Annotated in this window: 21 protein-coding genes; 11 read left to right on the top strand and 10 right to left on the bottom strand. The window is 60.0% G+C overall.

Annotated elements, in window-relative coordinates:
• The first annotated feature begins 222 nt into the window (after positions 1-222).
• From DDIC_RS11875 to DDIC_RS11850, 6 genes are all read left to right on the top strand, one after another.
• Entirely contained in the window at positions 223-1,737 is a 1,515-nt protein-coding gene (locus tag DDIC_RS11875; RefSeq protein ID WP_168732547.1) for a DUF2079 domain-containing protein, read from the top strand.
• Positions 1,738-1,978: 241 nt separating this feature from the next.
• Positions 1,979-2,752 (top strand): 30S ribosomal protein S2, encoded by a 774-nt coding sequence (gene rpsB, locus DDIC_RS11870; RefSeq protein ID WP_136400634.1) that lies wholly within the window; start codon positions 1,979-1,981, stop codon positions 2,750-2,752.
• 165 nt (positions 2,753-2,917) lie between these two features.
• A complete protein-coding gene (gene tsf, locus DDIC_RS11865; RefSeq protein WP_136400633.1) occupies positions 2,918-3,775 on the top strand; it encodes a translation elongation factor Ts in 858 nt (285 codons plus the stop codon).
• Positions 3,776-3,895: 120 nt separating this feature from the next.
• Complete coding sequence (locus DDIC_RS11860; RefSeq protein ID WP_136400632.1) at positions 3,896-5,488, top strand: TerC family protein; 1,593 nt, start codon at positions 3,896-3,898, stop codon at positions 5,486-5,488.
• Positions 5,489-5,758: 270 nt separating this feature from the next.
• Positions 5,759-7,435: a biosynthetic-type acetolactate synthase large subunit gene (gene ilvB, locus DDIC_RS11855; protein WP_136400631.1), complete on the top strand. Its 1,677-nt coding sequence runs from the start codon at positions 5,759-5,761 to the stop codon at positions 7,433-7,435.
• A complete protein-coding gene (locus DDIC_RS11850) occupies positions 7,432-7,728 on the top strand; it encodes an ACT domain-containing protein (RefSeq protein WP_136400630.1) in 297 nt (98 codons plus the stop codon). The genes ilvB and DDIC_RS11850 overlap by 4 nt, the downstream gene beginning before the upstream one ends.
• A gap of 140 nt (positions 7,729-7,868) precedes the next feature.
• Here DDIC_RS11850 and DDIC_RS11845 read toward each other — a convergent pair whose 3' ends face one another.
• Positions 7,869-9,104 (bottom strand): bifunctional nucleoside/nucleotide kinase/histidine phosphatase family protein, encoded by a 1,236-nt coding sequence (locus DDIC_RS11845; protein ID WP_136400629.1) that lies wholly within the window; start codon positions 9,102-9,104, stop codon positions 7,869-7,871.
• A gap of 270 nt (positions 9,105-9,374) precedes the next feature.
• Here DDIC_RS11845 and DDIC_RS11840 point away from each other — a divergent pair, with 270 nt between their 5' ends.
• On the top strand, positions 9,375-11,036 hold the full coding sequence (locus DDIC_RS11840) for a GGDEF domain-containing protein (protein ID WP_168732546.1): 1,662 nt from the start codon (positions 9,375-9,377) through the stop codon (positions 11,034-11,036).
• A gap of 96 nt (positions 11,037-11,132) precedes the next feature.
• Here the strand turns inward: DDIC_RS11840 and tyrS are convergent, their stop codons facing one another.
• The 8 genes from tyrS to hisI all read right to left on the bottom strand — a co-directional run bounded on the left by tyrS (position 11,133) and on the right by hisI (position 18,732).
• Positions 11,133-12,329, bottom strand: a complete 1,197-nt coding sequence (gene tyrS, locus DDIC_RS11835) for a tyrosine--tRNA ligase (protein ID WP_136400627.1) — start codon at positions 12,327-12,329, stop codon at positions 11,133-11,135.
• 122 nt (positions 12,330-12,451) lie between these two features.
• A complete protein-coding gene (locus DDIC_RS11830) occupies positions 12,452-12,700 on the bottom strand; it encodes a hypothetical protein (protein ID WP_136400626.1) in 249 nt (82 codons plus the stop codon).
• Positions 12,701-12,869: 169 nt separating this feature from the next.
• A complete protein-coding gene (locus DDIC_RS11825; RefSeq protein ID WP_136400625.1) occupies positions 12,870-13,613 on the bottom strand; it encodes a hypothetical protein in 744 nt (247 codons plus the stop codon).
• A gap of 470 nt (positions 13,614-14,083) precedes the next feature.
• Positions 14,084-14,815 (bottom strand): hypothetical protein, encoded by a 732-nt coding sequence (locus DDIC_RS11820; protein ID WP_136400624.1) that lies wholly within the window; start codon positions 14,813-14,815, stop codon positions 14,084-14,086.
• Between the two features lie 2 nt (positions 14,816-14,817).
• Entirely contained in the window at positions 14,818-16,080 is a 1,263-nt protein-coding gene (locus tag DDIC_RS11815; RefSeq protein WP_136400623.1) for a sulfite exporter TauE/SafE family protein, read from the bottom strand.
• Positions 16,081-16,460: 380 nt separating this feature from the next.
• Positions 16,461-17,234: a YkgJ family cysteine cluster protein gene (locus DDIC_RS11810; protein ID WP_136400622.1), complete on the bottom strand. Its 774-nt coding sequence runs from the start codon at positions 17,232-17,234 to the stop codon at positions 16,461-16,463.
• 175 nt (positions 17,235-17,409) lie between these two features.
• Positions 17,410-18,303, bottom strand: a complete 894-nt coding sequence (hisG, locus tag DDIC_RS11805; protein ID WP_136400621.1) for an ATP phosphoribosyltransferase — start codon at positions 18,301-18,303, stop codon at positions 17,410-17,412.
• Between the two features lie 12 nt (positions 18,304-18,315).
• Positions 18,316-18,732, bottom strand: a complete 417-nt coding sequence (gene hisI / locus DDIC_RS11800; RefSeq protein WP_136400620.1) for a phosphoribosyl-AMP cyclohydrolase — start codon at positions 18,730-18,732, stop codon at positions 18,316-18,318.
• A 256-nt stretch (positions 18,733-18,988) separates the two neighbouring features.
• On the opposite strand from hisI, the gene DDIC_RS11795 reads away from it, so the two are divergent.
• The 4 genes from DDIC_RS11795 to DDIC_RS11780 are packed head-to-tail and all read left to right on the top strand — an operon-like array spanning position 18,989 to position 23,111.
• The gene (locus DDIC_RS11795; RefSeq protein ID WP_168732545.1) at positions 18,989-20,722 is read left to right on the top strand and encodes a DEAD/DEAH box helicase; all 1,734 of its coding nucleotides are present in this window, start codon (positions 18,989-18,991) and stop codon (positions 20,720-20,722) included.
• Positions 20,723-20,763: 41 nt separating this feature from the next.
• On the top strand, positions 20,764-21,261 hold the full coding sequence (locus DDIC_RS11790; protein ID WP_247647474.1) for a hypothetical protein: 498 nt from the start codon (positions 20,764-20,766) through the stop codon (positions 21,259-21,261).
• 42 nt (positions 21,262-21,303) lie between these two features.
• Positions 21,304-22,230, top strand: coding sequence for a bifunctional riboflavin kinase/FAD synthetase (locus DDIC_RS11785; protein WP_136400618.1), 927 nt, complete (start codon positions 21,304-21,306; stop codon positions 22,228-22,230).
• A gap of 26 nt (positions 22,231-22,256) precedes the next feature.
• Entirely contained in the window at positions 22,257-23,111 is an 855-nt protein-coding gene (locus tag DDIC_RS11780; protein WP_136400617.1) for a histidinol-phosphatase, read from the top strand.
• Between the two features lie 169 nt (positions 23,112-23,280).
• On the opposite strand, the gene DDIC_RS11775 is transcribed toward DDIC_RS11780, so the two are convergent.
• A complete protein-coding gene (locus tag DDIC_RS11775; RefSeq protein WP_247647473.1) occupies positions 23,281-23,892 on the bottom strand; it encodes a nitroreductase family protein in 612 nt (203 codons plus the stop codon).
• Positions 23,893-23,926 lie beyond the last annotated feature (34 nt).

The following is a 23,926-nucleotide window of genomic DNA, read 5'->3' as shown; positions in this document are numbered from 1 at the left end:
ATACGGGCACAGCGTGAAAATGAACTATAAGTATTGATGCACGGTTTGAAAAGAGCCCCGGAGGGCAATGTTGCCCGGCGTTTATCCGGATCGTCTCGGCGTTGTCCTGCCAGCCCGGCCGCGAGGTGTCGCTTGTGGAGATGCAGCCGCCATGGTAAAAGCCGTCCGCATGCGGTACCGGGCCGCACGTTAAACGTAATGGCCGTGGGTGGGGGCAGAGGTATGGGCAAAGACAATGCTGCAGGCAGGCAGCTGATCGCGGAAAAACTGGTGCTCTGGTATGTCCCCCTGGTCTTTGCCGCCCTGTTCATCTGGGGCAGCGTGCTGCAGATGCGTAGCTTTGTCATTAACGACGCGGATTTCAGCTATTTTTTGACGCAGATATGGCGGGTCTGGAACGGCTGGGACTGGCGCACCCCCTTTGCCGACGTGTATGAAGGCCACCCCTTTTACGCCCACCACTGCACGCCGCTAACCGCGCTGCTGGCCCCACTTGTGGGACCGTGGAAGTCCCCCTACGCGCTCAGCCTGTTGCACGGCGCGGCCACTGGGGCCATGGCCTTTGTACTGCCCCGGCTGGTACGCGCCCTGTACGCCGAGGCGGGCGAAACATCCGGCAGCAACTGGGTGTGGACCGCCGGTGTCGCGCTTGTTCTTTTCTTTTTCTTTCGTCCTGTGCTCACGCCCTGGTCGCGCCAAACGCACTACACCACGCTTGTAACCCCTGTACTTATGCTTGCGGTGCTCATGCTGCATCGGCGTCGCTGGTGGGCGCTTGCCGCGTGCTGTTTTGTGGTCCTGATGGCGCAGGAGCGGGCCGCGCCCAGCATCTTCAGCCTGGGCATGTACGCCTTTTTGCTGCTGGGGCTGCGCCGTGCGGGTCTTGTGCTGTGCGCAGTTTCCGGCCTGTGGTTTATTGCCGTCACCAAGGTATGGCTGCCGTACATGCGGCACCTTGCAGGAGGGGGCGCAGGCTATGCCTTTGAGCACTTTATGGATGCACGGGGCGGGTGGCATAACAAGCTGTCGTATTATCTGCGGCTGTTGGCGTACAGTTGGTTTTTGCCCTTGCTGGGGCGCAAGGCCCTGCTCTGCCTTTTGTGCACGCTGCCCTATCTGGCCATGGTGGCGGTGTCGGGCTACGGGCAGATGTGGGCCATGGCCGGACAGTACGAGGATTTGCCCGGCGTGTTTTTGCTGCTGGCCATCTGCCATGCCTGCATGTGGGTGCAGGGCAGGTTGCGCCCGGCAGTGTGGAAAAAACTGCTGCCCGCAGCCTGTGTGCTGATGGCGGCGATCATGCTGGCCACACAGACGGGGTGGTATAACCCCGCCGTAACCGTGGCGCGGCTGCTGCAACACCCTGATGCGGCGGCCTATGCCCGTCTGCGCGACTCGCTGGGGCGTTTGCCCGACTTTTCGCCTTCGGTGCGGGTGTGGGTGCAGTCGGGACTGGGCCCGCACGTGTTTTACCCCTATCAGCGCTTTGCCGCCGATATCAACGCCATGCAAGGGCCGCTGGGCGACGACGTGGTGATCATTTCGCCCTATGCGGGCACGAACTTTCTGGTCCGTAACGGCGGGGGCGTGTCGCGGGGCGAGTTTGATGAAGCCATGGCATTTTTTGACGCGCATCCTGACCTTATGCGCGTAAAAAACGACGGGGTGCTGATTGTCTATGCAGGTAAGAAGCTGCAGACCACGCAGCCTGATCTGGTCAGAGATTTAAGCCGTTAAGGCGGCGAGGTTTTCTGTTGCGGAAATTTCCGCACCAATGCTTGCTATTCGCAGGGTGTTGGTGTATGACTCCCTTTCCATCAAGCACACCCAAAGGCAGCGGCCCGGGGTGCCCGATGGGACGGCGCGTGGTGCGTCGTCCATTTTTTGCGCCCAAGGACAGCTAGTTTGCCTGGGGGCGCACATCGGGTTGCAGGGTCAGGGCATGGGTGGAAGAAGTTAACCCTTTGGAGGAATCCCAATGGCTTATGTCAGCATGAAGCAAATGCTGGAAACCGGCGTGCATTTTGGTCACCAGACCCGCCGCTGGAACCCCAAGATGCGTCCTTACATCTTTGGCGCCCGTAACGGCATCCATATCATCGACCTGCAGCAGACCGTCAAGCTGTTCCGCGTCGCTTACGACAAGGTGGTCGACACTGTCTCCAAGGGCGGCAAGGTGCTGTTCATCGGTACCAAGCGCCAGGCTCAGGAAGCAGTGGCCGCTGAAGCCGGCCGCGCCGGTCAGTACCATGTGACCAATCGTTGGATGGGCGGCACGCTCACCAACTTTGTCACCATCCAGAAGAGCGTGGACCGTCTGAAGAAGCTGGAAATCATGTTTGCCGACGGCACCATCAATCGCTACCAGAAGAAGGAAATTCTGCTTCTGGAACGCGAAATGAACAAGCTCGAGCAAACCCTGGGCGGTATCAAGAACATGGACCGTCTGCCCCAGCTTGCCTTTATCATCGATCCGCACCGTGAAGACATCGCCGTGAAGGAATGCCGCAAGCTCGGCATCCCGATCGTTGCCGTGACCGACACCAACTGCGACCCCGATGTCATTGATCTCATCATTCCCGGCAACGACGACGCCATCCGCGCCATCAAGCTGTTTGTGGCCGCTTTCGCCGAAGCCTGCATGGAAGGCGAATCCATGAGCAAGGACCACAAGGGCGAAGCCGTCAACGCCGAAGAAGCCATGCAGAAGGCCGAAGCTGCTGCCCCCGTGCAGGAAGCCGCTGCCGAATAGCTGGCCTTTCCATATTCCGTATCCTGGGGGCGGCGCAACCTGTCATGGGCTGCGCTGCCCCCGTCTGGATGAAGGTTTGCGCGCCGCGCTTCGCGGAGGCCGCGTAACCAACTAAAAAAGTTACGACAACTCCGGCTTGGGGCCGGACAGCGTGTGGAGTGTACAATGGCTATCACTGCTCAATTGGTTAAAGAACTGCGCGAAATGACCGGCGCGGGCATGATGGACTGCAAAAAGGCCCTGGTTGAAGTGGAAGGCGAACTGGAAAAGGCCGTTGACTGGCTGCGCCAGAAGGGCATGGCCAAGGCTGCCAAAAAGTCCGGCCGCGCCACCAGCGAAGGCCTTGTGACCGTGAGCGCCACTGCCGACGGTATGCACATCGCCATGGGTTCGCTGCTGTGCGAAACCGACTTTGTGGCCCGTGGCGAACAGTTTCAGACCCTGGCCGCCCGCATTTCGCAGGTCGTGCTTGAAAAGGCCCCCGCTGATGCCGCCGCTCTCGAAGCCGCCATTGGTGAAGAAGTGACCCAGCTGATCGCCTCTGTGGGCGAAAACATGCAGCTTGGCAAGTTTGCCCGCTTCAGCAAGAAGGGCGCAAACGATGTGGTGGGTCAGTACATCCACGCCAACGGCAAGATCGGCGTGCTTGTGTATCTCTCTTGCGGCAAGGCCGAAAGCGCCGCCAAGCCCGAAGTGCAGGAACTGGCCAAGAACCTGGCCATGCAGGTAGCCGCCGCCAGCCCCCAGGCTCTTGACGCCGCCAGCCTTGATCAGGCCGCCGTGGAGCGTGAACGCGAAGTTTACCGCCAGAAGGCCATTGAAGAAGGCAAGCCCGCCCAGATCGTTGACAAGATTGCCGACGGCGCGGTGAAGAAGTTCCAGAAGGAAGTGTGCCTGATGGAGCAACCCTACATCCGCGACGACAAAAAGACCATTTCCGACATCGTGCGCGAAGCAGCCAAGACCATCGGCGACGAAATCAAGGTCACCGGTTTCGAACGCATTCAGCTTGCTGCCGAGTAGGCGCTGTGCCGCGCCGGTTTGCCGGCGGGTATTGGTGCGCGCCTTTGCGCAAGCACGTTTTAAGGGGGCCTTTGGGCCCCTTTTTTGTTTTATAAACGCGGTTTAGCCGCTGGAGAACGTATGTGGGATCTGGCATGGGTAACTGACCCCGCAGCCTGGGCTGGCCTGGGCACGCTGGTGCTGCTTGAGGTAGTGCTTGGCGTGGACAACCTGGTGTTCATTTCCATTCTGGTGGGCAAGCTGCCGCAGGAAAAAAAGCGTCAGGCCTTTTTGACAGGTCTGGGGCTTGCCCTGCTCATGCGCCTGGTGCTGCTGGCCTTTATGGCGCGCCTGGTCATGCTTACCAACCCGCTGTTTACACTGGGCGGTCACGGCTACTCGGCCCGCGACCTCATCCTTATGGCGGGCGGCGTCTTTTTGCTGCTCAAGGGCACCATGGAGCTGCACGACAGGCTTGAGGGCCACGCGGGCAGGTTTGAAACCCGAGGCCCGCAGGTTGGCTACTGGCAGGTTATTTTTCAGGTCATAGTGCTGGATGCGGTGTTTTCGCTTGATTCCATCATCACCTCGGTGGGCATGGTGGACCATGTGTTCATCATGATGCTTGCCGTGGTGGCGGCCATGGTCATCATGGTGCTGGCAGCCGCCCCCCTGCTGGAGTTTGTGGAGCGACACCCCACGGTCATTGTGCTCTGCCTGGGGTTTTTGCTGATGATCGGCCTGAGCCTTTTGGCCGACGGCCTGGGCTACCATATACCCAAGGGCTACATGTACGCTGCCATCGGTTTTTCCGTGCTGGTGGAGTCCTGCAACCAGTGGGCCCTGCGCAGCAGGCGCAGGCGCTACAGCATGCGCGACATGCGCGAATCAACGGCCAGGGTCATCCTCAACCTGCTAGGCGGGGGCGTGCCCGGCGGGGGCGAGGCCCAGCTTGAAGCTGCGGCCCTTGCCGGCGACGCTGGCGGGCAGCTTTTTGCCCCCAGGGAGAGGGATATGGTGGCCCGCGTGATCCGTCTTGGCGGGCGCACGGCGCGGTTTATCATGATTCCGCGCCAGCGCGTGGACTGGCTGGACAGCAACGCCGACCGCGCCACCGCCACCCGCTACGCCGCCGCCTCGAGGCTCGCGTGGTTGCCGGTGTTGCGGCGCGATACCGACGAGGTGCTGGGTGTTGTGCACCCCGGCGATATTTTGCTGCAGGAGCAGCAGGGCATCGGCAGCCGCGAGTGGAACCTCAAAACCTACCTGAAGCCAGCGCCCACCATATTTGAACACACGCCCCTGCCGACCATACTCGAGGACTTTCGCACCCACCCCGCCCCCCTGGCCTTTGTGCGCAACGAGTACGGCAGCGTGGTGGGCGTCATCACCCCCTCAGAGCTGCTCAGCGTGCTGGCTGGTCAGATGGGCGACATGCCCGCCGGGCCCGAGGTGTGCCGCAGACCCGATGGCAGCTGGATGTTGCCCGGACGGCTGGCGGTTGACCTGTTTGCCAGCTGGCTGGGGGTAAGCCTGCCGCGCCGCTTTAGCAGCGCCACGCTTGGGGGGCTGATCATGGAGAAGCTGGGGCGCATCCCCGAGCAGGGCGCACGTCTGCGTTATCAGGGCTGGGAGCTGGAGATTACGCGCATGGACCGCCGCCGTATCGACGAAGTGCGGGCGGTCAAGCTGCTTTTGCCGCACAACAGCGAAATGCGCAGGAAAAAAAAGTAACTTTGCCGACGCTCAAACTGGTCTGACATGTTGACAACTTGCGGGGTGCAAGCGTAGGCTTTTTACATGAGCATGAACACGCATTCTTCTTTCCGCCACGTAGCGCTGCTAGCTATTATGTGCGCCGTAGTAGTACGGTGTCACACTTTGCGCGCGTCTTGAGCAGGGAAAGTCTGAAAGCATATGTAAACCCCGCTGGCGCGAGTCGGCGGGGTTTTTTAGTCCGTACCGCCGCCGACAAGCCCACCATCGAAAAGGAGTCTTGCGGCGATGTTACGTCTTTCGGGAGCAGAACTCACCATCCGCCTGCTGGAAAACCAGGGTGTCACGCACATTGCGGGTATTCCGGGCGGTTTCAATCTTCCCCTTTACGATGCCCTGGGGCGCAGGGGAACCATCCGTCACATTCTTGCCAGGCATGAGCAGGGCGCGGGCTTTATAGCGCAGGGCATGGCCAGGGTTACGGGCCGCCCCGGCGTTGTTTTTGCCACCTCCGGCCCCGGCGCCACCAATACGCTTACGGCCCTGGCCGACGCGCGTATGGATTCCGTACCGCTGGTCTGCATTACCGGTCAGGTGCCGCTGGGCATGATCGGTACTGACGCCTTTCAGGAGGTGGACATCTACGGCATGTCCATCCCGGCCACCAAACACAACTTTATTGTCCGCTCCATCGAAGAGCTGCTGCGCGTCATCCCCGAGGCCTTTGCCATCGCCTCTGGAGACCGCCCCGGCCCTGTGCTGGTGGACATACCGCGCGACGTGCAGGCTGCCATTGCCGAGCTGGAAGATCTGCCCGCAGCGGGCGCCCCGGCGTCCATGCCCGAGCCTGACGCGCAGGCGCTGGCCAGAGCCGCCGAACTCATGAACCGGGCGGAGCGCCCCTTGTTGCTGCTTGGCGGGGGCACGTCGTCGCCCGAGGCCTCTGAAGCGGTGCTGGCCTTTATGGAAGCCCGGCGCATCCCCGCCGTCATGTCGCTGCGCGGCCTTGGGGCCATCCCCCACGGGCACGAGCTGGCCGTGGGCATGCTGGGCATGCACGGGGCTCGGGCCTCAAACATGCTGGTTGAGGAGTGCGACCTGCTTATGGTTGTGGGCGCGCGCCTTGGCGACCGGGCCACGGGCAGGCTGGACAGCTTTTGCCCCAAGACCGGCATTGTGCACATTGATATTGACGCCTGCGAAGTGGGCAAACTGCGCATACCGCAGGTGGGCATTACGGCTGACGCGGCGCAGGCCCTCAAGGCCCTGCTGCCCCTGCTGCGCAACACCAACCACGAGCCGTGGCTCAAGCGGGTGGCCGCCTGCAAGGCGGAGCACGGCCTGCATTTTGACCGCATGGACGAGGTCTGCTCGCCCTACGGCATCATAAGGCATGTGGCCGAAGCCATGCACGGCAAGGGTATTGTTTCTACAGACGTGGGCCAGCACCAGATGCGCGTAGCCCAGGCCTACCCCATGATGCAGCCCCGGCAGTGGCTCACCTCTGGCGGGCTTGGCACCATGGGCTTTGGCCTGCCTGCCGCCATTGGCGCAGCGCTGGCAAAGCCGGAGGAAACCGTGGTCTGTTTTTCCGGCGACGGCAGCCTGCTGATGAATATTCAGGAAATGGCCACAGCGGTCGAAAACCACGCCAACGTCAAGATCATCCTGTGCAACAACGAGGCCCTCGGGCTTGTGCAGCAACAGCAGGATCTGTTTTTTGGCGGTCGCCTGTTTGGCTCGGCCTTTACGGCGGGCACGGACTTTGTGCGCATTGCACAGGGCTTTGGCATGCCTGCCTATCACCTCAACGACGAGCGCGACCCCAGGGCCGTGCTGGAGCAGGCCCTGGCCAATCCCGGTCCCTGTCTGCTTGAAGTGCGCATGAGCGCGGAAGAAAAGGTCTTTCCCATGGTGCCGCCAGGCGCGGCCAACAGCCAGATGATAGAGGGGGTTAACTCATGAACGGTTCCATAACGAGCGCACTTACGACCTTGCACTTGAGCGTCAACAATCACCCCGGCGTGCTCTCGCACGTTTGCGGACTCTTTGCCGGACGCGCCTACAACCTTGAGGGCGTGCTGATTACGCCCGAAGCCAGCGGCGATACCTGCCGCATGTGGCTGGTTGTCAAGGATGACGGGCGGATGGAACAGATTGTAAAGCAGGTGCGCAAGCTGCACGACGTGCTCGATGTGCAGGTGGGCCACACAGAGCCGACGGTGTTCAACCGTCTGGCGGGTTGCCTTGAATGCTGAAATAGAAGTTCCCTGCCTGGCGGAAGAGCTTCATAAAAAAACGGGGCCCCGTAAGGCCGCCCCGCTATGATGCTGGCTGGCCTGCGCCTTTTGCGGTTTGCGTACGATGGACGCGCAAACCGCCAGGGGCGCGGGCTTTTTTATCGCTCAAGCAGGCTGGCCCCCTGCCTGTCGTCGTAGGGCACGCGCTCAAACACCTTGCGGCGCGGGGTCAGGCTGATGTGGTAGTACTGGTTTTGCGGAATATACATAAAAGGTACGTCTTCGTTGCGCTGCCGCAAAAAGAGCGAAAGCAGCACGCGGTTGATGGCCTGGTGCCCCACAATGATCAGGGGCGCGTCGCCCGCCAGAAAAAGCGCCCGCCGCAGGCCGCGCTGCACCCGTTCGCGCAGCATGGCGTAGCTCTCGCCATGGGGGTAGGCATAGGTGTATTTGCTGGCGTTGCGGCCCTGGGTCACCTCGGGCATGCGTTCGCGTATTTCGCTGTAGAGCATCCCCTCGCAGTCGCCAGCCCATATCTCGTCAAATTCCTTAAAGGCCATGGCATGGGCATCGGGACGCTCGCTGAGCAGCGGGGTTGCCGTTTCGTGCGAGCGTATACGCGTGGAGGTAAATACCCATTCTATGGGCTTGTCCCGCAGGTGCGTTGCCAACGCCAGCGCCTGGGCGCGGCCTGTGGCCGTGAGCGGCGGGTCGCCGCCGATGCGCCCTCGCAGGTTGAATTCCGTCTGCCCGTGGCGCGCCAGATACAGACACTGAATCCAGACGCTGACGACCATCTCGCGGATAGCCGGGTAGTAGGGCGAGCTTTCGCAGGGGCGCTCGTCCAGCAGGCGGTTGGCTGTGGAATCGACCCGCAGCCAGTATTTTTCGTCCTGCAGGGGGTCGTAGATAGTCTCGTAATAGCTGATGCGCTTCATAAAGCTGGCAAGGGCTTCTTCCTCCGTGTACGAGGCGTATTCCGGCAGGGTCGTCTTGCGGCGTATGCAGGCGTTGAGCAGCAGCTGATCTTCGTTGACGCATTCCACAAACAGTACGGGATGGTCGGTGAGCGTGGTTTCAATAAGGTGTCTGCGGGCGCGGCTTACATTGGTGGCGTCCAGAATGGCCACCTCGCCCTCGTGGGCCAGCCAGTCGCGGGCCTGATCCATGTTGCGCATGCAGATCATCTCGCGGGCCTCGCGGCCGACCTTGTTGTTGGGGTCATAAAAATTTGGATCGGTTGATTCCGCGCCAATAAGCGCCCGCCGCATGTCGCCGTTGTTGAACAGCCTGGCGGCGATGCCTTCGGTCATAAGCCCATCGCGGATGCGCTTTGCCAGGGTGGATTTACCTCGTGCGGGCAGCCCCACCATGGCGACGTATAGTTTCTGCATATGACCTCCGTTAGCGGCATGGTAGGCGAAAAGGGAAAAAAACAAAAGATTTTGCCCTTGTTGCCCGTAGCTTATTGCCTAGGTTTGTTGTCAGTATTAATATGCAGTTAAAATATCTAACAGCCGGGTACAGCCATGGGCATCACGGCCGTATGCAGAATGTTGGCTTCCTGCTCGCACTGGGTCATACACAGTGTATGGTTGGCTGCGCTCGCTGTTGCCATATGCGCCAATGTCATATTTGACTATTTTCAGATTCAGGCTGCGGACATGCGGTTGCTGCTTTCTGAAAACAGCATTGCTGCCAATGTGGTCAGGGCCGAGCTTGGCTGCATAGCCTCGCTGCTCGATTCGGCGGAGGGCCTCGCCGCCGATCCGCATGGCAGAGGTTTGCTGACCGAACATCTGGGAGGCGTCGCCCGCAGGGTTCCTTTTATTTCCTTTCTTGCCATATCGGGCGACAGCAGCACCGCCGTCGTCGGCGAGCCTTCCCCTGCGGGCGCGACCGACACCGTATTTACCCGCGCAATCCCTATGCCTGGGCGCGCGCCGCTTACCGTAAGCCTTATGCTGTCCGGCGACTTTTGGGCGCAGCGGCTGGCAGCAGTTTTTTCCGCAACTGATGCCAGGGTTGCCCTATATACGGTGTCGGGCAGGGCGCTGCTGCCCTTTGACAACATGAGCGATGGCGAGGCGCAGGCCCTTGTTGCCGCCGTGCAGGGCATGACAGGCGATGCCGCCTCGCTGAACGTCTCATCCGTAACCCTCGGCGGTAGGCCCCGCAAGCTTGTCTTGCGGCAGGTTGCCGCCCCTTTTGTGGAGGAAGGGCCACTTGTTGTGGGGACGGTGCTGACCGCCAGCTATGCGCGCACCCACTGGCGGGGCAACGTGCTTATCGAGGTGCTGGCCTGGGTAGCCGCAGCGGTTGTTTCCACCTGGCTGCTGGTGCTTGAGGCGCGCTCGCGCCGCCGCTCTGAAATATCAGCGCAAAGGATGCACGAAGGCGTGCGCACGCGGGACAAATTTATAAGCGTGCTCATGGAGCACGCCCCCATCATGGTTTCGTACTGGGATGTGCAGCGCAAATGTCGTTACGCCAACAAGGTGTACCGGGGCTGGTTTGGCAGAAGTCAGGAGCAGATGGAAGGCCTGGATGTGCGGGAACTGCTGGGGCCAAAACTGTATGAAGTATGCGCCCCCCTGATTGCCGCCACCCTGCAGGGCGAGCCCCAGCAGTTCGAGCAGGAGCGGACGCGGGCCGACGGATCAGTCGGCTATGTGCTTTCGCGCTATATTCCCGACATGGACGGGCTCGAGGTGCGGGGATTTTTTGTCATCGCCTCGGACATCACAGAACTCAAACAGACCCAGTTCAAACTCGAAAAACGCATTGAAGACCTGTATTCCATGGCCACCATCGACGCCCTGACCGGCCTGAACAACCGGCGCAACCTGCTGGAAAAAGTACAGCTCGAGATTGAGCGCGCCCGGCGGTATGACTTGCCGGTGGGGTTTTTGATGCTGGACATCGACCACTTTAAACACATCAACGACACATACGGACACGATGCCGGGGACAACGTGCTGCAGCGCGTGGGCACAATGCTGCGCGAAACCATGCGCGCCTCAGACCATGTGGGCAGGCTGGGGGGCGAAGAATTTGGCATTCTGCTGACCAATGTCTCGCCCGAGCTGACCCATGTTATTGCCGAGCGGCTGCGCAACAAGATGGCGGCGCTGATCGTGCCCTATATGGACACCAACATCAGTTTTACGGTCAGCATCGGGGTGGCGGATCTGCTGCTCGATACGGACAACCCGCTGGAAAGCATGATGAAGCGGGCAGATATGGCCCTGTACAGGGCCAAGAATGAAGGCCGAAACCGCGTATGTCTTGCGGACAACCTGCTGGAGCCCATGCCGGTGGCCTGAGCCGCCCTTTTGCCGCATAACGCAAAGACCGTCTTTGCCTGGCTGCCCGCAGCCCGACAAAGACGGTCTTTTATTATTTGCGCGACTGGCTTGGTGCTAACGCACCACCAGCTTCAAAAAGCGTTTTTTGCCCAGCTTGACCACATACTCACCGGCAGTCAGCGGGGTAACGGCGTCTTCGCAGCGCTCGCCGTCGATGGAAAGCGCGCCTTCTTTCATCAGGCGCTTTGCCTCGCCGCGGCTTTTTACAAGGCCCGCAGCTTCAAGAAACACCGGGGGGGTGCTGTCTTCGCCGCAGGCGCAAGAGTGCTCGGGCATATCGTCCGGCACGCCGCCCCCGGCAAAAACAGCATTGAATCCCTGACGGGCTTCGTCAGCTTCTTTTTCGCTGTGGTAACGGCTGACCATTTCGTGGGCCAGGTTTTCCTTGGCGACCTTGGGGTGCAGCTCGCCGCTCTGCACGGAGGCCTTGAGGGCGGCGATGTCTTCAAGGCTTTTGGCTGAGAGCAGCTCGTAGTAGCGCCACATGAGCTCGTCGGAGATGGCCATGACCTTGCCAAAGATCTGGGAGGGCGCCTCGTCAATGCCGATGTAATTACCGTAAGATTTTGACATCTTGCGCACGCCGTCGGTGCCTTCCAGCAGGGGCAGCGTCAGGATGCACTGACTTTCGATGCCATAGTGGGCCTGCAGGCTGCGGCCTACCAGCAGGTTGAACTTCTGGTCGGTGCCGCCCATTTCTACGTCGCTCTTCAGGGCCACAGAGTCATAACCCTGACAGAGCGGATACAAAAATTCGTGGATGGAGATGGGCCGCTGCTCGCGGAAGCGCTTTTCAAAGTCGTCGCGCTCCATCATGCGGGCCACGGTATAGCTGGAAGCCAGCCGGATAAAGGCGGTGGCGTCCATCTTGCCCAGCCATGCGGAGTTGAAGGCCACCTCGGTCTTCTGGGGATCAAGAATCTTGAAAACCTGCTTTTTGTAGGTTTCCGCATTGGCGAGCACTTGCTCTTCGGTGAGGGGGGGGCGGGTTTCCGACCTGCCGGAGGGGTCGCCTATACGGCCGGTAAAATCGCCGATGAGAAATATGACGTGGTGCCCCAGCTCCTGAAAATGGCGCATCTTGTGCATCACAACCGTGTGGCCGAGGTGCAGGTCAGGAGCGGTGGGGTCAAAACCCACCTTGACGCGCAGCGGCGTGCCGCGCGCGATTTTTTTGCGCAGTTCGGTTTCGTCAATAAGCTCGGCCATGCCGCGCTTGATGGTAGCCATTTGGCGGTCAATATCCGTCATCACCCTTACCCCTGTGTGGCTTCGGTAAAACGCCCGGGCAAAAAATATGCAGCGGCGCACACGGAAAGTGATACCCCCAAGGCGGCGACAGTGTCAAACTTTGCCCCGACCTGTGCCAGGTCTTACATGCTCAGCAGCGCGGCAACACGGCTGGCGCTCAGGCCGCTGTGCACGGAGAGCGCGTTCATGGGGTCTTGCGCAATCATGCCCATGGTGTCGTTCATCACGCCGTCCACTTCGTCGTCGGCGAGCAGGCTGGTGGAGCTCAGGCTGACCACGTCGCGCGGGGAGGCGGCGACGGAGGTGTTTTCTTCTTTTTCAATGGAAGGAAATGTGAAGGTACCTGCGGGGTTGAGTCCGGAAATCTTCATGGCTGCATCCTTTATGTTGACGACCCGCATGGGTCAAATTTTCCGCATGGCGGCTAACTGCCCAAAAGGATGCAAGATTGAGGCCATCAAATAAAGGTATGGGCGTCAGCGATCCGGCACTGCGGGGTGCAGTATTTGTGCGCATCTATCGAGCCGCCGCAGGGTGCGCCTATTGCGTGGCTTCGGGATTTTGCAGGTGATCGGGGTAGTGCAAAAGGCATTTGCGCAGACGGGGCGAACCGCCTTTTATGTTGATCCAGCGCAGGCGGATGCGGTGCGCATCCCAGTCCAGCTCTTCCTGAAACCGCAGCCGTACGGGAACCCCCTCGCCGTCGTAGCTTTTGCCAAAACCAGCCCGCTTGGCAATAAAAACATACGGCGGCAACGATGCCGGCAGAATGCTGGGCATGAAAAAAAACAGATAGGTGGCGTCTGCAGTAAAGGTGGGCATGGCCAGATCTTCCGGCATGCAGACGCATGCGCCGCCTTCGGAAATGTCAAAAATATGGGTGTGCGGCAGCGAGTTTTTGCTATAGGCCCCCAGCATGATCCGCAGGTCTTCGCATGTGGCGGGCCGCTCGGGGGCAAGCAGCACGCTTGACACCCTGTCGTATTCATCGCGCCAGGGTATCCTTCTGCCGCCGCGCAGCTGCCGCACCTCCACATGGCGCGAAAACCGAACGCGCAGGTATACCAGCTCCCCGTTGGGGCCGACTACGGTCTCGTGTATGCTGGCGGTGCCGTGCACGCCAAGCCGCAAAGTGGTGTCCTGAGCAATCTGCCGCTTGACGCTGAAATAATAGGCGCCGTGCCCCGGTTCAAGCTTTGAGGGCAGGGGGTGCACGGTCGTGTGAAGCACAAAAAACTGGGCTTCCCTGCCGTGCACTTCGTTCAGCTGGCCTTCCAGCTTCATGCAGGCCGGTTCGCCTTGCAAGACGAGGCAGCATTCAAGGTGTACTTTGACTCCACCCTCATGGGCGCAACTTAGCAGCTCGTGACAGCTTGAGTTCCATAGGCAGAATGATACATCTGAAGCCATGACCTTGCCTTGGTAAGTAGGGTATGATCAATATCTATCTAACTACAGGTATTATGTCAAAACCTTATTGGTTTTATCTATAAACGTATTTATGGAAGAGGCGCAAGATTGACATGCATTATAGGCCAGTATGCATGTGCTTGCAATTTTTGCAGAGGCAGGCATATCTGATAGTCGCATGTCGTAATGACGACAAAAGGGCCGCTTCTGGTGAAGCGGCCCTTTTTTTAAGATCCAACCAGGCAAATCCGGCATATCCCCATTCCCTGATCCCGGCCTTGCGGCCAAAGACCCGGGGTATGCCGACGCGGGCTTAGGGGATGTGTGCGTCTCCGGTTTTATGCCTAGCCTTCTTTTTTAACCTTGGACCTGGTCATGGCCAGGCCGATGCCTTCAAACAGTTCGAAGATGGCAAAGCCGTACCACAGCGTATAGAGCACATAGAATATCAGCATGCCGGCCATCAGCAGCACATGCTCGGACACCTTGGCTGCGGTAACGCTGTAGAAGTTGTTGCCCGGCTCAATGGCGCGGCGCAACACGTGGTCTACAACCTGAGCTTCGGCGATCAGGCGCTGCTTTTGCAGTTCCTTGATGCTGGGCGAGAGCAGGTACCACCATGCGGAGGCAACCTTGAGCGCGTTTTCGCCGCCGTACTTCTGCGAAACCTTGTCTGCGTCGTTGTGGTACAGGGCCTCTGCATCATCGGTGGCGGAGGTCAGGATCAGGCCCAGATCGGCGGTAAAGGTAACTTTGCCGTCCGTAGCCGTCACATCGGTAGCGCCCGACTTTTGCAGGGCCATGGCGGCAACAGGGGCAAGGGCGGCCTTTTTGAGCTTGACGGTAACCGTCACAACCTTGCCGTTGACGCTCTGCACATTGGTGCGAACGCCGGGAATAAAGTACGAAGAGCCTTTGGAGAGCTCGTTAAAAACGTTGTCGGCGTATTCCAGCCCGGTCATGTGCTTGCCGTTTTCATCGCGCAGGATAGGCGTGAGCAGAACGCCAAACAGCACCAAAAAAGAAACAAGCATCAAACTGCCCCGGAAAAAAGGGGCCTTAGCATGAATAAGCATAATCAGGCCTCCCCTCTGAGCTTGCCGAGGTTAAGGAAAAACTTGCTGAAAACCCAAATGCCGAAGAAGGCGACTACTACCCAGAAAACCACGTTGCCCACATCTTCGATGATGCCCACAACGCTGGGCGACCAGTTGATCACTTCCAGCTCCACCAGCTTTTTGGGCAGGGTGGCCGCGCGGTTGATAAAGCCAGCGATGATGGAAATGGCGTAAAAACCACGGATATGGATGCCCTTGACCACCTTGGTGGTCAGTGCGCCAATCTGGATGCCCAGCAGTGAGCCAAGCAACATGCCGACAGCCAGGGTGTAGAACACGTAACCATAGATGGCGTACTGGCCGATGGAGGCAAAACCGGCGGTAAAGATAATCTGCAGAATGTCGGTACCCACAGTAGTCATGGACGAAACGCCGAAAATGTACACAAACATGGGGAAGGTGACAAAGCCGCCGCCCACGCCCATGATGGCTGCCAGCATGCCTACGATGACGCCGCCCGCAGCGACGATCCAGCCGGAAATACGGCGGCCGCCGGGCACGAGGTCTTCGTCAAACGTGATCATGGGGGGCAGGTTGAGCGCCTGAAGCTTCATGGCCGCGCCGGTCATGCCAGCGCTGCCGCCATGGGCATCCTGACTGGCTGCGGCGCTGCCCCGTGAACTTTTAAGGAAGTCAAACAGGGCGTAAAATCCGAGAAAGCCAAGCAATATGGCATAGATGGTGCTGATGAACAGCTCGGAAAGCAGCGGGTCGGCGTTGTACAGGCCCTTGTTGATGGCGCCGCCTACAACGGTTCCCGCCCCAGAGCCAACAAGAAAGGCAACGGCCAGCTTGGTCGAGACGTTGCCCAGCTTTTTGTGCACCGTGGTGCCCATGATGGCCTTGGCGAAAATGTGGAACAGGTCAGTGCCCACCGCCAGGATGCCTTTAACGCCTGCGGCCATAAGGGCTGGCGTGATGATAAAGCCGCCGCCGGCACCGATACACCCGGTGATCAGGCCAGCTGCAAGGCCCACCGCAATGGACGCAAGAAAGATTGTGTTGGTGTAGAACGCCGGGGCATATGCCGCTTTGCTGCCCAGCATTTCGTGATACTCGTAGGCTTCGGCCAGGCAGCCCGCCAGAATAGGCAGTGCCAGCGCCAGTAGGATGAGCATCTTTTTCCTGTTTTTGATAATGGAAGTCGAGACTTCCAAATCCCATCTAGCATACTCTTGGGAGCTGCTCAGCAGAAACTCATATACCTGTCTGCCAAAACTCATACTCTCCTCCAATACGATTGTTCCGGCCAAAGGCCGAGGTCGTGGCCCCAAAACAAACAAACCGTCTAAGGCATGCCGTACGTCGCGTCCCGCACAGCTGGGTTCTGTCAGTGGATTGTCTTGAATTGTTTACGTTTTTTTAAAAAATCTCCAGCTTGTAATATGCTGTACCAAGCCACTCTGACATATTAGCGGGAATTTGTAAAAGAAATTTATCACGAGCGCGGGCGCTCTTCGTAAATTTTTATGCCAATTGTCCTGCCATTAGCCAGTTTTTTGCTAAGCAAGAATACTTAATGACCTCGGCCAGATATAAAAAGCGCTCCCTCGCATCGCTGTGGGGGGCGCTATTTTGCCGTGGTTGTGAAATATTGGGCAACTTATTTTTTTGTCAGGCCTTCGCTCTGCCCAAATATGACAAGCTCCATCCAGTCCAGGCCAAAATTAAGGGCTGCCTCGTCGCCGCTCTGGCTGTCGTCAAGAATGGCCGACTGGCGTTTTTCGCTGATGTTTACATGCGAAAACACATGCATCTTCGTGATCAGTTCGCGAAATTTGTCAAGTTGAAACAGGCAGACCACGAGCATGGTCACAAGGCGCGCTTCAAGGGGTTTGCCCGTGGCGCGCACCATGGCCATCAGGCGCATATAGCGGTCGTTTGAATTGTTGAAGGGCAGCAGCTCCTCGTTTTCGAGCCACTGGCGGGGCGTGCGCACCGTGCCCTTGTCAAAACCAAGGCAGTGCGGCTCGCGCACCACAAAAAAGCGTTCGGATACGCCATCTTTCGCCATTTTTGTGCCACGGCCAAGGGGATAGTAACGGCACGCTCCGGGGCGGTCTTCGTATACCGAGCAGCCCGCAGGCGTCACAAAGGGGCAGGGTTCGTCTGGGCCGTCAAGCATGCGCAGCATGGGCAGGGGAAAGCCCGTGTCAAGAAACGAACGCATGGTTGTGAACGCGGAGATAAATTCCTCGCTGCCCATGCCCAGGTTGCGGCGCAGGCGCAGAATGTCGTAGGGGGTGAGGGGCAGGGTGAGCTCTGCGCAGCACCGGTTAAAACAGGGCACGTCCGGGTTGCAGTCAAAGCAGAATGTTTCGCCGGGCTTCAGCTCCGGAAGACTCTCAAGCAATTCGCTGCTGGCGTCAGTGGACATGGATGCTCCTGGTTGCATGCCCGTGGCGCGGCGGCGCGGGGCTGGGGGGAAACAGAGGATGCCCGCCGCGCGGGCCAAAGACGACCCGCTTGCGCAGGCCGTCTTGCTGTCTGACGTGATGTCTGTCGCCGCGCAGCGCCTGCCGGGCAGGCGCTGCGCGGCGTTGCGGATATGGCTAGATAACCTTGTTCAGGGCGTATTCAATAATGCCCTCGGCCCCTGCCAGACGCAGGCGGGGGATCAGGTCGCGCACCACGTCGATCTGCACCACTGATTCCACCGACAGCCAGCGGCCGTCGCGCAGGGGAGAAACCGTGGGTGAATTGAGCGAGGGCAGCATCTCGATGATGGCGGGCAGGTTGTCCGCCGGGGCGTTCATCTTGAGGGCTACGAGGTTTTCGGCCTTGAGCGCGCCTTGCAAGAGCAGGTCAAGCTGTTCGATCTTGGCGCGTTTGGCGGGGTCTTGCCATGCCTTCTTGTTGGCGATCAGCACGGGGTAGGAGACCATGACCTCGTCGATGATGCGTAGGCCGTGGGCGCGAATGGTGGTGCCTGTTTCGGTCACTTCCACAATGCCGTCGGCGAGTCCTTCCACAACCTTGGCCTCGGTGGCGCCCCAGGAGTAAAACACGTCCACTTCGACGCCCTTTTTGTCAAAATAGCGTTGCGTCAGGCCCTGAAGCTCTGTGGCAATGCGCTTGCCAGCGAGGTCGGCGGCCGTCTGGTAGGGCGAATCGCCCGCCACGGCCAGCACCCAGCGGCAGGGGCGGTTGGAGGTTTTGGAGTATACCAGGTCCGAAATGTGCACCACCTTGTCCTCGTGGTTGCGCTCGGTAAGCCAGTCAAGACCGGTGATGCCCACGTCCAGCACGCCCGCTTCGATATATTCGCCAATTTCCTGCACGCGGCAGAGCGAGGCGGTAATTTGGGGGTCGTTGATGTCGGGAAAGTAGTTGCGGGTATGCTTGCGGATTTTCCAGCCCGCGCGTTCAAAAAGGTTGATGGTGGCGTCTTCCAGCGAGCCCTTGGGCACGCCAAGCTTGATGATGGGCATGGTATCCGCGCTCATGACAGTTTCCTTCTATCGACCGTAGACTTTTTTGGGGTCAAAAACCTGCGGGGAGCATTCCCGCACCGAACCTTGCTTCAATTCCCTGTAAAAGCAGGAGCGCCGCCCCGTATGGCAGGCCGCGCCGCCAATCTGCTCAATGAGCAGCAGTATGGTGTCATTGTCACAATCAAGTCGCACTGAGCGAACTTTTTGTACATTTCCCGATGTGCCGCCCTTGTGCCACAGCTCTTTGCGGCTGCGGCTCCAGTAGTGCGCCTCGCCGGTCTCAAGGGTTTTGCGCCATGCGTCTTCATTCATATAGGCCAGCATGAGCACTTCGCCGTTGTCGCTGTCCTGCGCAATGGCGGGCAAAAGACCCTTGCTGAAATCGGGCGAAAAGCCGGAGTTGTCCTCCAGGGCCTCGCCGACGTTATGGGTAGAGGACATGGAGCCTCCTTTGTTGTGTCGGCGGCGTTGCCCGCAGTGCGGTGCGCCGCGCCTAAAAAAATATGGATTGAACATCGCGTTATGGTTCGCGCAAACAGTTAAATCTACCTGCAAGCGGCCAATGACGCAAGCGCAGCGTTGGGCGTACGCGCGTGGCGCGCTTTGCAAGGCGCAGCTTGCGAATCAGCGGCGGGTGTGGCATGCTTGCGCGTTAGCAAAACACTTAGTTATGGCGGGTGAACCGCCGGGAAAATACATGGCAGAATACGATTCCACTGTGAGTGAATGTGCGGATGCCGCGACCGACGCCGTGCTGCATGGCATAGCCGTCAGCGAACCCGAAGATGCCCTGCCCAGGGTGACCCTTGACACCTTGCCTGAATCCGTGGGCGCGGCCTGCCGCAGAGCCGGCTGGCAAAACCTTATGCCCGTGCAGTCGCTGGCATTGCCCTATCTGTTGGCAGGGCGCGACATTATGGTGCAATCCCGCACCGGCAGCGGCAAAACGGGCTGTTACCTTTTGCCCATGCTTCCCCACCTCTCTGCCGATCTCAAGGCTCCACAGGCCCTGGTGCTGGCCCCCACGAGAGAGCTCGCCGTTCAGGTTGAGCGCGAGGCCGCAATAATTTTTGCCGAAACCGGCATCCGTACCGTCGCCGTTTACGGCGGCGTGGGCTATAAAAAGCAGATGGACGCCCTGCGCGACGGCGCACAGGTTATCGTGGGCACGCCCGGCCGCGTACTTGACCACCTGCTGCGCCGCACCCTGGATCTGCGCGATCTGCGCGAGCTGGTCTTTGACGAGGCTGATCGCATGCTTTCTATCGGGTTTTACCCCGACATGAAGGAAATCCAGCGCTACCTGCCGCAAAAGCGCGTCCATACCTGCCTTTTTTCGGCCACGTATCCGCCCCATGTGCTCAGGCTGGCCCGCGAGTTTATGGCCGAGCCCGCCATGCTTTCCCTCTCGCAAAAAGAAGTGCACGTGGCCGAAGTGCAGCACCTCTTTTGCGAGGTGAAGCCCATGGACAAAGACCGGGCGCTTGTGCGCCTGCTGGAGACAGAAAACCCCGCCTCCGCCATCATTTTTTGCAATACCAAGTCTAACGTGCACTACGTGACGGGCGTATTGCAGGGTTTTGGCTACAGCGCCGACGAGCTCTCCGCCGACCTTTCGCAGTCGCGGCGCGAGGCCGTGCTGGAAAAAATACGCCAGGGCAAGCTGCAATATCTTGTGGCTACAGACGTGGCGGCTCGCGGCATTGATATTCCCCAGCTTTCGCACGTCTTTTTGTACGAGCCGCCCGAAGATCACGAAAGCTATATCCACCGCGCAGGGCGTACGGGGCGCGCTGGCGCTGCGGGTACGGTAATTTCGCTGGTGGACGTCATGCAGCGCATGGAGCTTGACCGCATCGCCCAGTACTACAAGATAGGCATCTTGGCCTTGCCTCTGCCCACCGACGAAGACGTGGCGCGCGTGGCCGGCACCCGGCTTACCGCCATTCTTGAAGGCCGTTACCGCAATCTTACCGGGCTTGAACGCATGCGCGTGGGGCGTTACGCCCAGCTGGCGCGCGACCTCGCCACGCAGAGCGACGAAGAAGACAGCGTGTTGTTGCTGGCCATGCTGCTGGATGCCTGCCATCAGGAGAGCCTGCGCGAAACGCGGTTTCCCGACGGGAAGCCCCGCATGGCCGACAGCCAGCAGCGTCAGCCCCGCCAGGGGCGCTCGCGGAGTGGTGGACGCGGCATGTCCGCAGGGGGACACGGCGCGGAGGCCGCAGAGGGCCAGTCTGCAGCGCAGGCATCAGCACAGCCCGCCGCGCAGGAAGGGGCAGGTGAAAGTGCTGGCGAGGGCAGGGAGTCGCGCTCCGGCAAACGCCGCCGTCGTTCCGGGCGCAGCCGTGGAGCGAATGCAACAGAGGAAACTGCAGGGCAATCTGCCGAGGGGCAGGGCCGGGGTTCGTCCGGCGAGGGCGAAGACTAGGTGTTTGTGGACGTTAAGAGCAAACAGACAGTGTGACAGCCATGCAGAACAGCGAAGATATCACCACCCAGGAGGCATTGCGCGACAATGCCCCCCACGAGGCCGCACGTGCGGCTTTGGAAAATTTTAAGGCATTGCTGGCGGATGCCGATTTTACGCTTGAGTTTGAGCTGCTGGGCGTGCGCCGCATGCAGTTTATGCGCCGCCGTCAGATGCAGGGCGAGTTCATGGGGCTGTATATGGCCCTGTGGCGTCTTGCGCTCGCGCGGTCGTTTCCTGTGGATGCGCAACGCATGTTTGAGCTTTTTCAGCAGGAATACGCGCAGGCGCACAAGGACAAGTTCAGCGCGCATGTGCTCAACCGCGCCAACGAATACTGGGCCATGCTGGAGCCGAGGGGAGATGCCGATTTCAGCGAAATAGCGCGGCATCTGAGCTCTTTTTCCCTCCAGGATTCCAATCAGGCCAAAAGCATCAACCTCAAGCTGGTGCTGCACATCCGCAAGATTTACAAACTCGTTTTCGACCGGCTCATCTGATCGCCGGGCGTGCGTTCATCTGTTTGGGAACCGACACACATAATGAAAATAGTTCATTCAGTAGACGCGCTGGGGGCTCTCGCTGGCTCGGCCGTCACCATAGGCAATTTTGACGGCGTTCATCTTGGCCACCAGGCGCTTATCCGCCGTACGCTTGAGGTTTCTGCGCAGGAAGGGCTGACCCCCGTGGTCATGACCTTTTGGCCGCATCCCCGCCAGGTGCTTTTTCCCGAACGCGGGCACATGCCCTTGACCACGCGTGAAGACAGGCTTGCCCTGCTGGAATCGCTGGGGGTCTCCTGCGTGCTTGAGCTGCCCTTTACGCGAGAGCTGGCCTCGCTGGAGGCTGGCGCTTTTGTGCAGGCCATACTCGCGCCCATGCGCCTGCGCCGTCTGGTGGTGGGCTACGATTTTACGCTGGGCCGCAACCGTAGCGGGCAGGTTGCCGTGCTGCGCGAGCTTGGCGCGTTGACCGGGTTTACCGTGGAGCAGCTCGATCCGGTGCTCGTGAGCGGCACGGTGGTAAGCTCCACTTCGTTGCGCGGGCTGATTGGCCAGGGCGACGTGGCCCGTGCCGCAACCCTGCTGGGCAGGTTTCACGGATTTACCGGCGAGGTTGTACACGGCGACGGGCGCGGGGCCGGTCTGGGGTTTCCCACCGCCAACCAGCGCAAGCCCGAGGTAGTGCTGCCAGTGGAGGGCGTGTACGCCACCCGCGCCACGCATAACGGACACACGTGGCCAGCGGTTACCTGCGTAGGGCGCAAGCCTACCTTTGGCGAAAACGAACTCGGCGTTGAAACCTTTTTGCTGGAAGACGGGCAGAATCTCTACGGGCAGATGATGCGCCTGGAGTTCGTTGCCCGTGTGCGCGGCGAAGAGCGCTTTGCCTCGGTTGAGGCCCTCAAACAGCGCATTGCGCAGGATGTAGTCGACGCCCGTGCCCTGCTTGCCCCGGCCATGTCGTAGGGGGCAGCGCATCGGCTGGAGAACAAATGATCTGTGCCGATATCCATAACCACACGCTTGCCTCGCACGGGCTTGCCAGTGTGGGCGAAATGTTTGCCGCTGCGGTTGCCCGCAATCTGGCCTGGTACGGTTTTTCCGAACATTCCCCGCTGCCTCCGGGCTACTCTTGCCCTCTGTACAAGGGCGACCTTGCCGTAACTTTTCCCGTTTACGCCGCTGAGGTGCAGGCTCTCAGAGAGCAGACCCTGGGCCAGCCCGCCTGCTGTTGCGGGCAATCGCCCGCCCTGCCCCGCGTGCTCATGGGCATGGAGCTTGACTGGCTGCCCGTCAATACGCCCTGGATGCAGAACATGGTTAGCCGCTACCCCTTTGATTACATCATCGGCGGGCTGCATTTTGTGGACGACCTGCCCGTGGGCTCGCCGCGCAGCTGGGGACCTGAGGTCGATCAGGCGCAACGCTTTGCCCGCTATGACGCCTATTATGAAGCAATGTTCGGCTTGGCAGGCAGCGGCATGGTCGACGTTGTGGCGCATCCCGACTTTATCAAGGTGTGCTGCTACGACGACTTTCAGGCCTGGCTGTCCCAGCCGGCAAGCGAAGAGCGTATCGCCGCCGTTCTCGAGGCCATGCGCAACAGCGATACAGCCATGGAGATTTCATCGGCCGGGCTGCGCAAGCCGTTTCACGAGCCGTATCCCGGCCCGGTCATCATGCGGCTGGCGGCGGATCTGGGGCTGAGCGTGAGTTTTGGCTCCGATGCGCACAATACCGACGACACGGGCTCGCATTTTGGCGAGCTGGCGGCCTACGCGGCAGTTTACGGCTTTTCGCGCAGCCGCATCTTTGTGGGCCGCGAGCGCATGGATCTGGCGTTTTAACCCCCGCACCTGGCCGCGCCGCCAACGCCCCTGCTGTGGCGGGAGCCGCCGTGGCGCAACCGGGACAAAATCAGCAAAACAAAATCAGCCAGCGCAAGGCAAGCAAAAACGCCCCCGTTCTCATCGAAGAACAGGGGCGTCTGGCGTTTTGTGGCTGGTGCGCGCTATTTCAGCAAGCCCACCGTCTGCAGAATAAAAACCTTCCAGCCTTCGGCAGGGGCAGCTTGCCGTCCAGGGCGTGCAGGCCGGAAACATGCACAAAGTTGCCCAGACCGGCAGAGACGCAGAAAAGCCCGGCGTTCTGGTACAGCGAACCCACATGGGCGCCGCCCCATTCATTGGCCTGAGGCACGGCGTACAGCAGGGTAAGCGAGCCGCCGCCCATCTGGGCGCGCCAGTCGCCGTCCAGCACCTTTACCAGCGTGTTGTCGGCCTCGTACAGCCACACGCCGCTTTCAAGGGCTACATAGACGCGCACGTCCTGCTTGTTCATGGCCGTGGGGGCCGTTCTGCGGCCATCCTCGCGGTTGCGCCCCCAAGTGGCCCAAAGCAGGTCGCTGAGCTGCTGCGGGGCAAGCAACGCTCCGCTGTATCCCGTCTTGGTGGAACGACGCCCGTTCAGGGCCTGCATCAGGGGCATGCCGCCGTTTTTGCTGGGTAGGGGCAGCTCCATGCGCGTGGGGGTATCGGCGGCGCTTACGGCTGGCGGGTTGGCAGGCGCCAGCGCCAGCGCGGCCAGCGAGAGCAGAAGGGACAAGGAATGACGAAGGGTACGGATCATGGGTGTTCTCCGCTAGATGTGCTTTTTAACGTAC

Source organism: Desulfovibrio desulfuricans (assembly GCF_004801255.1).
Lineage (GTDB): Bacteria > Desulfobacterota > Desulfovibrionia > Desulfovibrionales > Desulfovibrionaceae > Desulfovibrio > Desulfovibrio desulfuricans_C.
The sequence above is the reverse complement of the archived record's forward strand: the minus strand, read 5'-3'. Positions and strand labels throughout refer to the sequence as shown.

Excerpts from the sequence above, each read along its gene's own strand:
- DDIC_RS11875 (WP_168732547.1), top strand. The coding sequence starts at position 223 with ATGGGCAAAGACAATGCTGCAGGCAGGCAGCTGATCGCGGAAAAACTG.
- DDIC_RS11790 (WP_247647474.1), top strand. The coding sequence starts at position 20,764 with ATGCAGAACAGCGAAGATATCACCACCCAGGAGGCATTGCGCGACAAT.
- DDIC_RS11860 (WP_136400632.1), top strand. The coding sequence starts at position 3,896 with ATGTGGGATCTGGCATGGGTAACTGACCCCGCAGCCTGGGCTGGCCTG.
- DDIC_RS11845 (WP_136400629.1), bottom strand. The coding sequence starts at position 9,104 with ATGCAGAAACTATACGTCGCCATGGTGGGGCTGCCCGCACGAGGTAAA.
- DDIC_RS11780 (WP_136400617.1), top strand. The coding sequence starts at position 22,257 with ATGATCTGTGCCGATATCCATAACCACACGCTTGCCTCGCACGGGCTT.
- DDIC_RS11820 (WP_136400624.1), bottom strand. The coding sequence starts at position 14,815 with ATGCTTATTCATGCTAAGGCCCCTTTTTTCCGGGGCAGTTTGATGCTT.
- DDIC_RS11830 (WP_136400626.1), bottom strand. The coding sequence starts at position 12,700 with ATGAAGATTTCCGGACTCAACCCCGCAGGTACCTTCACATTTCCTTCC.
- DDIC_RS11850 (WP_136400630.1), top strand. The coding sequence starts at position 7,432 with ATGAACGGTTCCATAACGAGCGCACTTACGACCTTGCACTTGAGCGTC.
- DDIC_RS11785 (WP_136400618.1), top strand. The coding sequence starts at position 21,304 with ATGAAAATAGTTCATTCAGTAGACGCGCTGGGGGCTCTCGCTGGCTCG.
- tyrS (WP_136400627.1), bottom strand. The coding sequence starts at position 12,329 with ATGACGGATATTGACCGCCAAATGGCTACCATCAAGCGCGGCATGGCC.
- DDIC_RS11815 (WP_136400623.1), bottom strand. The coding sequence starts at position 16,080 with ATGAGTTTTGGCAGACAGGTATATGAGTTTCTGCTGAGCAGCTCCCAA.
- hisI (WP_136400620.1), bottom strand. The coding sequence starts at position 18,732 with ATGTCCTCTACCCATAACGTCGGCGAGGCCCTGGAGGACAACTCCGGC.
- rpsB (WP_136400634.1), top strand. The coding sequence starts at position 1,979 with ATGGCTTATGTCAGCATGAAGCAAATGCTGGAAACCGGCGTGCATTTT.
- hisG (WP_136400621.1), bottom strand. The coding sequence starts at position 18,303 with ATGAGCGCGGATACCATGCCCATCATCAAGCTTGGCGTGCCCAAGGGC.
- DDIC_RS11795 (WP_168732545.1), top strand. The coding sequence starts at position 18,989 with ATGGCAGAATACGATTCCACTGTGAGTGAATGTGCGGATGCCGCGACC.
- DDIC_RS11775 (WP_247647473.1), bottom strand. The coding sequence starts at position 23,892 with ATGATCCGTACCCTTCGTCATTCCTTGTCCCTTCTGCTCTCGCTGGCC.
- DDIC_RS11840 (WP_168732546.1), top strand. The coding sequence starts at position 9,375 with ATGCGGTTGCTGCTTTCTGAAAACAGCATTGCTGCCAATGTGGTCAGG.
- tsf (WP_136400633.1), top strand. The coding sequence starts at position 2,918 with ATGGCTATCACTGCTCAATTGGTTAAAGAACTGCGCGAAATGACCGGC.
- DDIC_RS11825 (WP_136400625.1), bottom strand. The coding sequence starts at position 13,613 with ATGAAGCTGGAAGGCCAGCTGAACGAAGTGCACGGCAGGGAAGCCCAG.
- ilvB (WP_136400631.1), top strand. The coding sequence starts at position 5,759 with ATGTTACGTCTTTCGGGAGCAGAACTCACCATCCGCCTGCTGGAAAAC.
- DDIC_RS11810 (WP_136400622.1), bottom strand. The coding sequence starts at position 17,234 with ATGTCCACTGACGCCAGCAGCGAATTGCTTGAGAGTCTTCCGGAGCTG.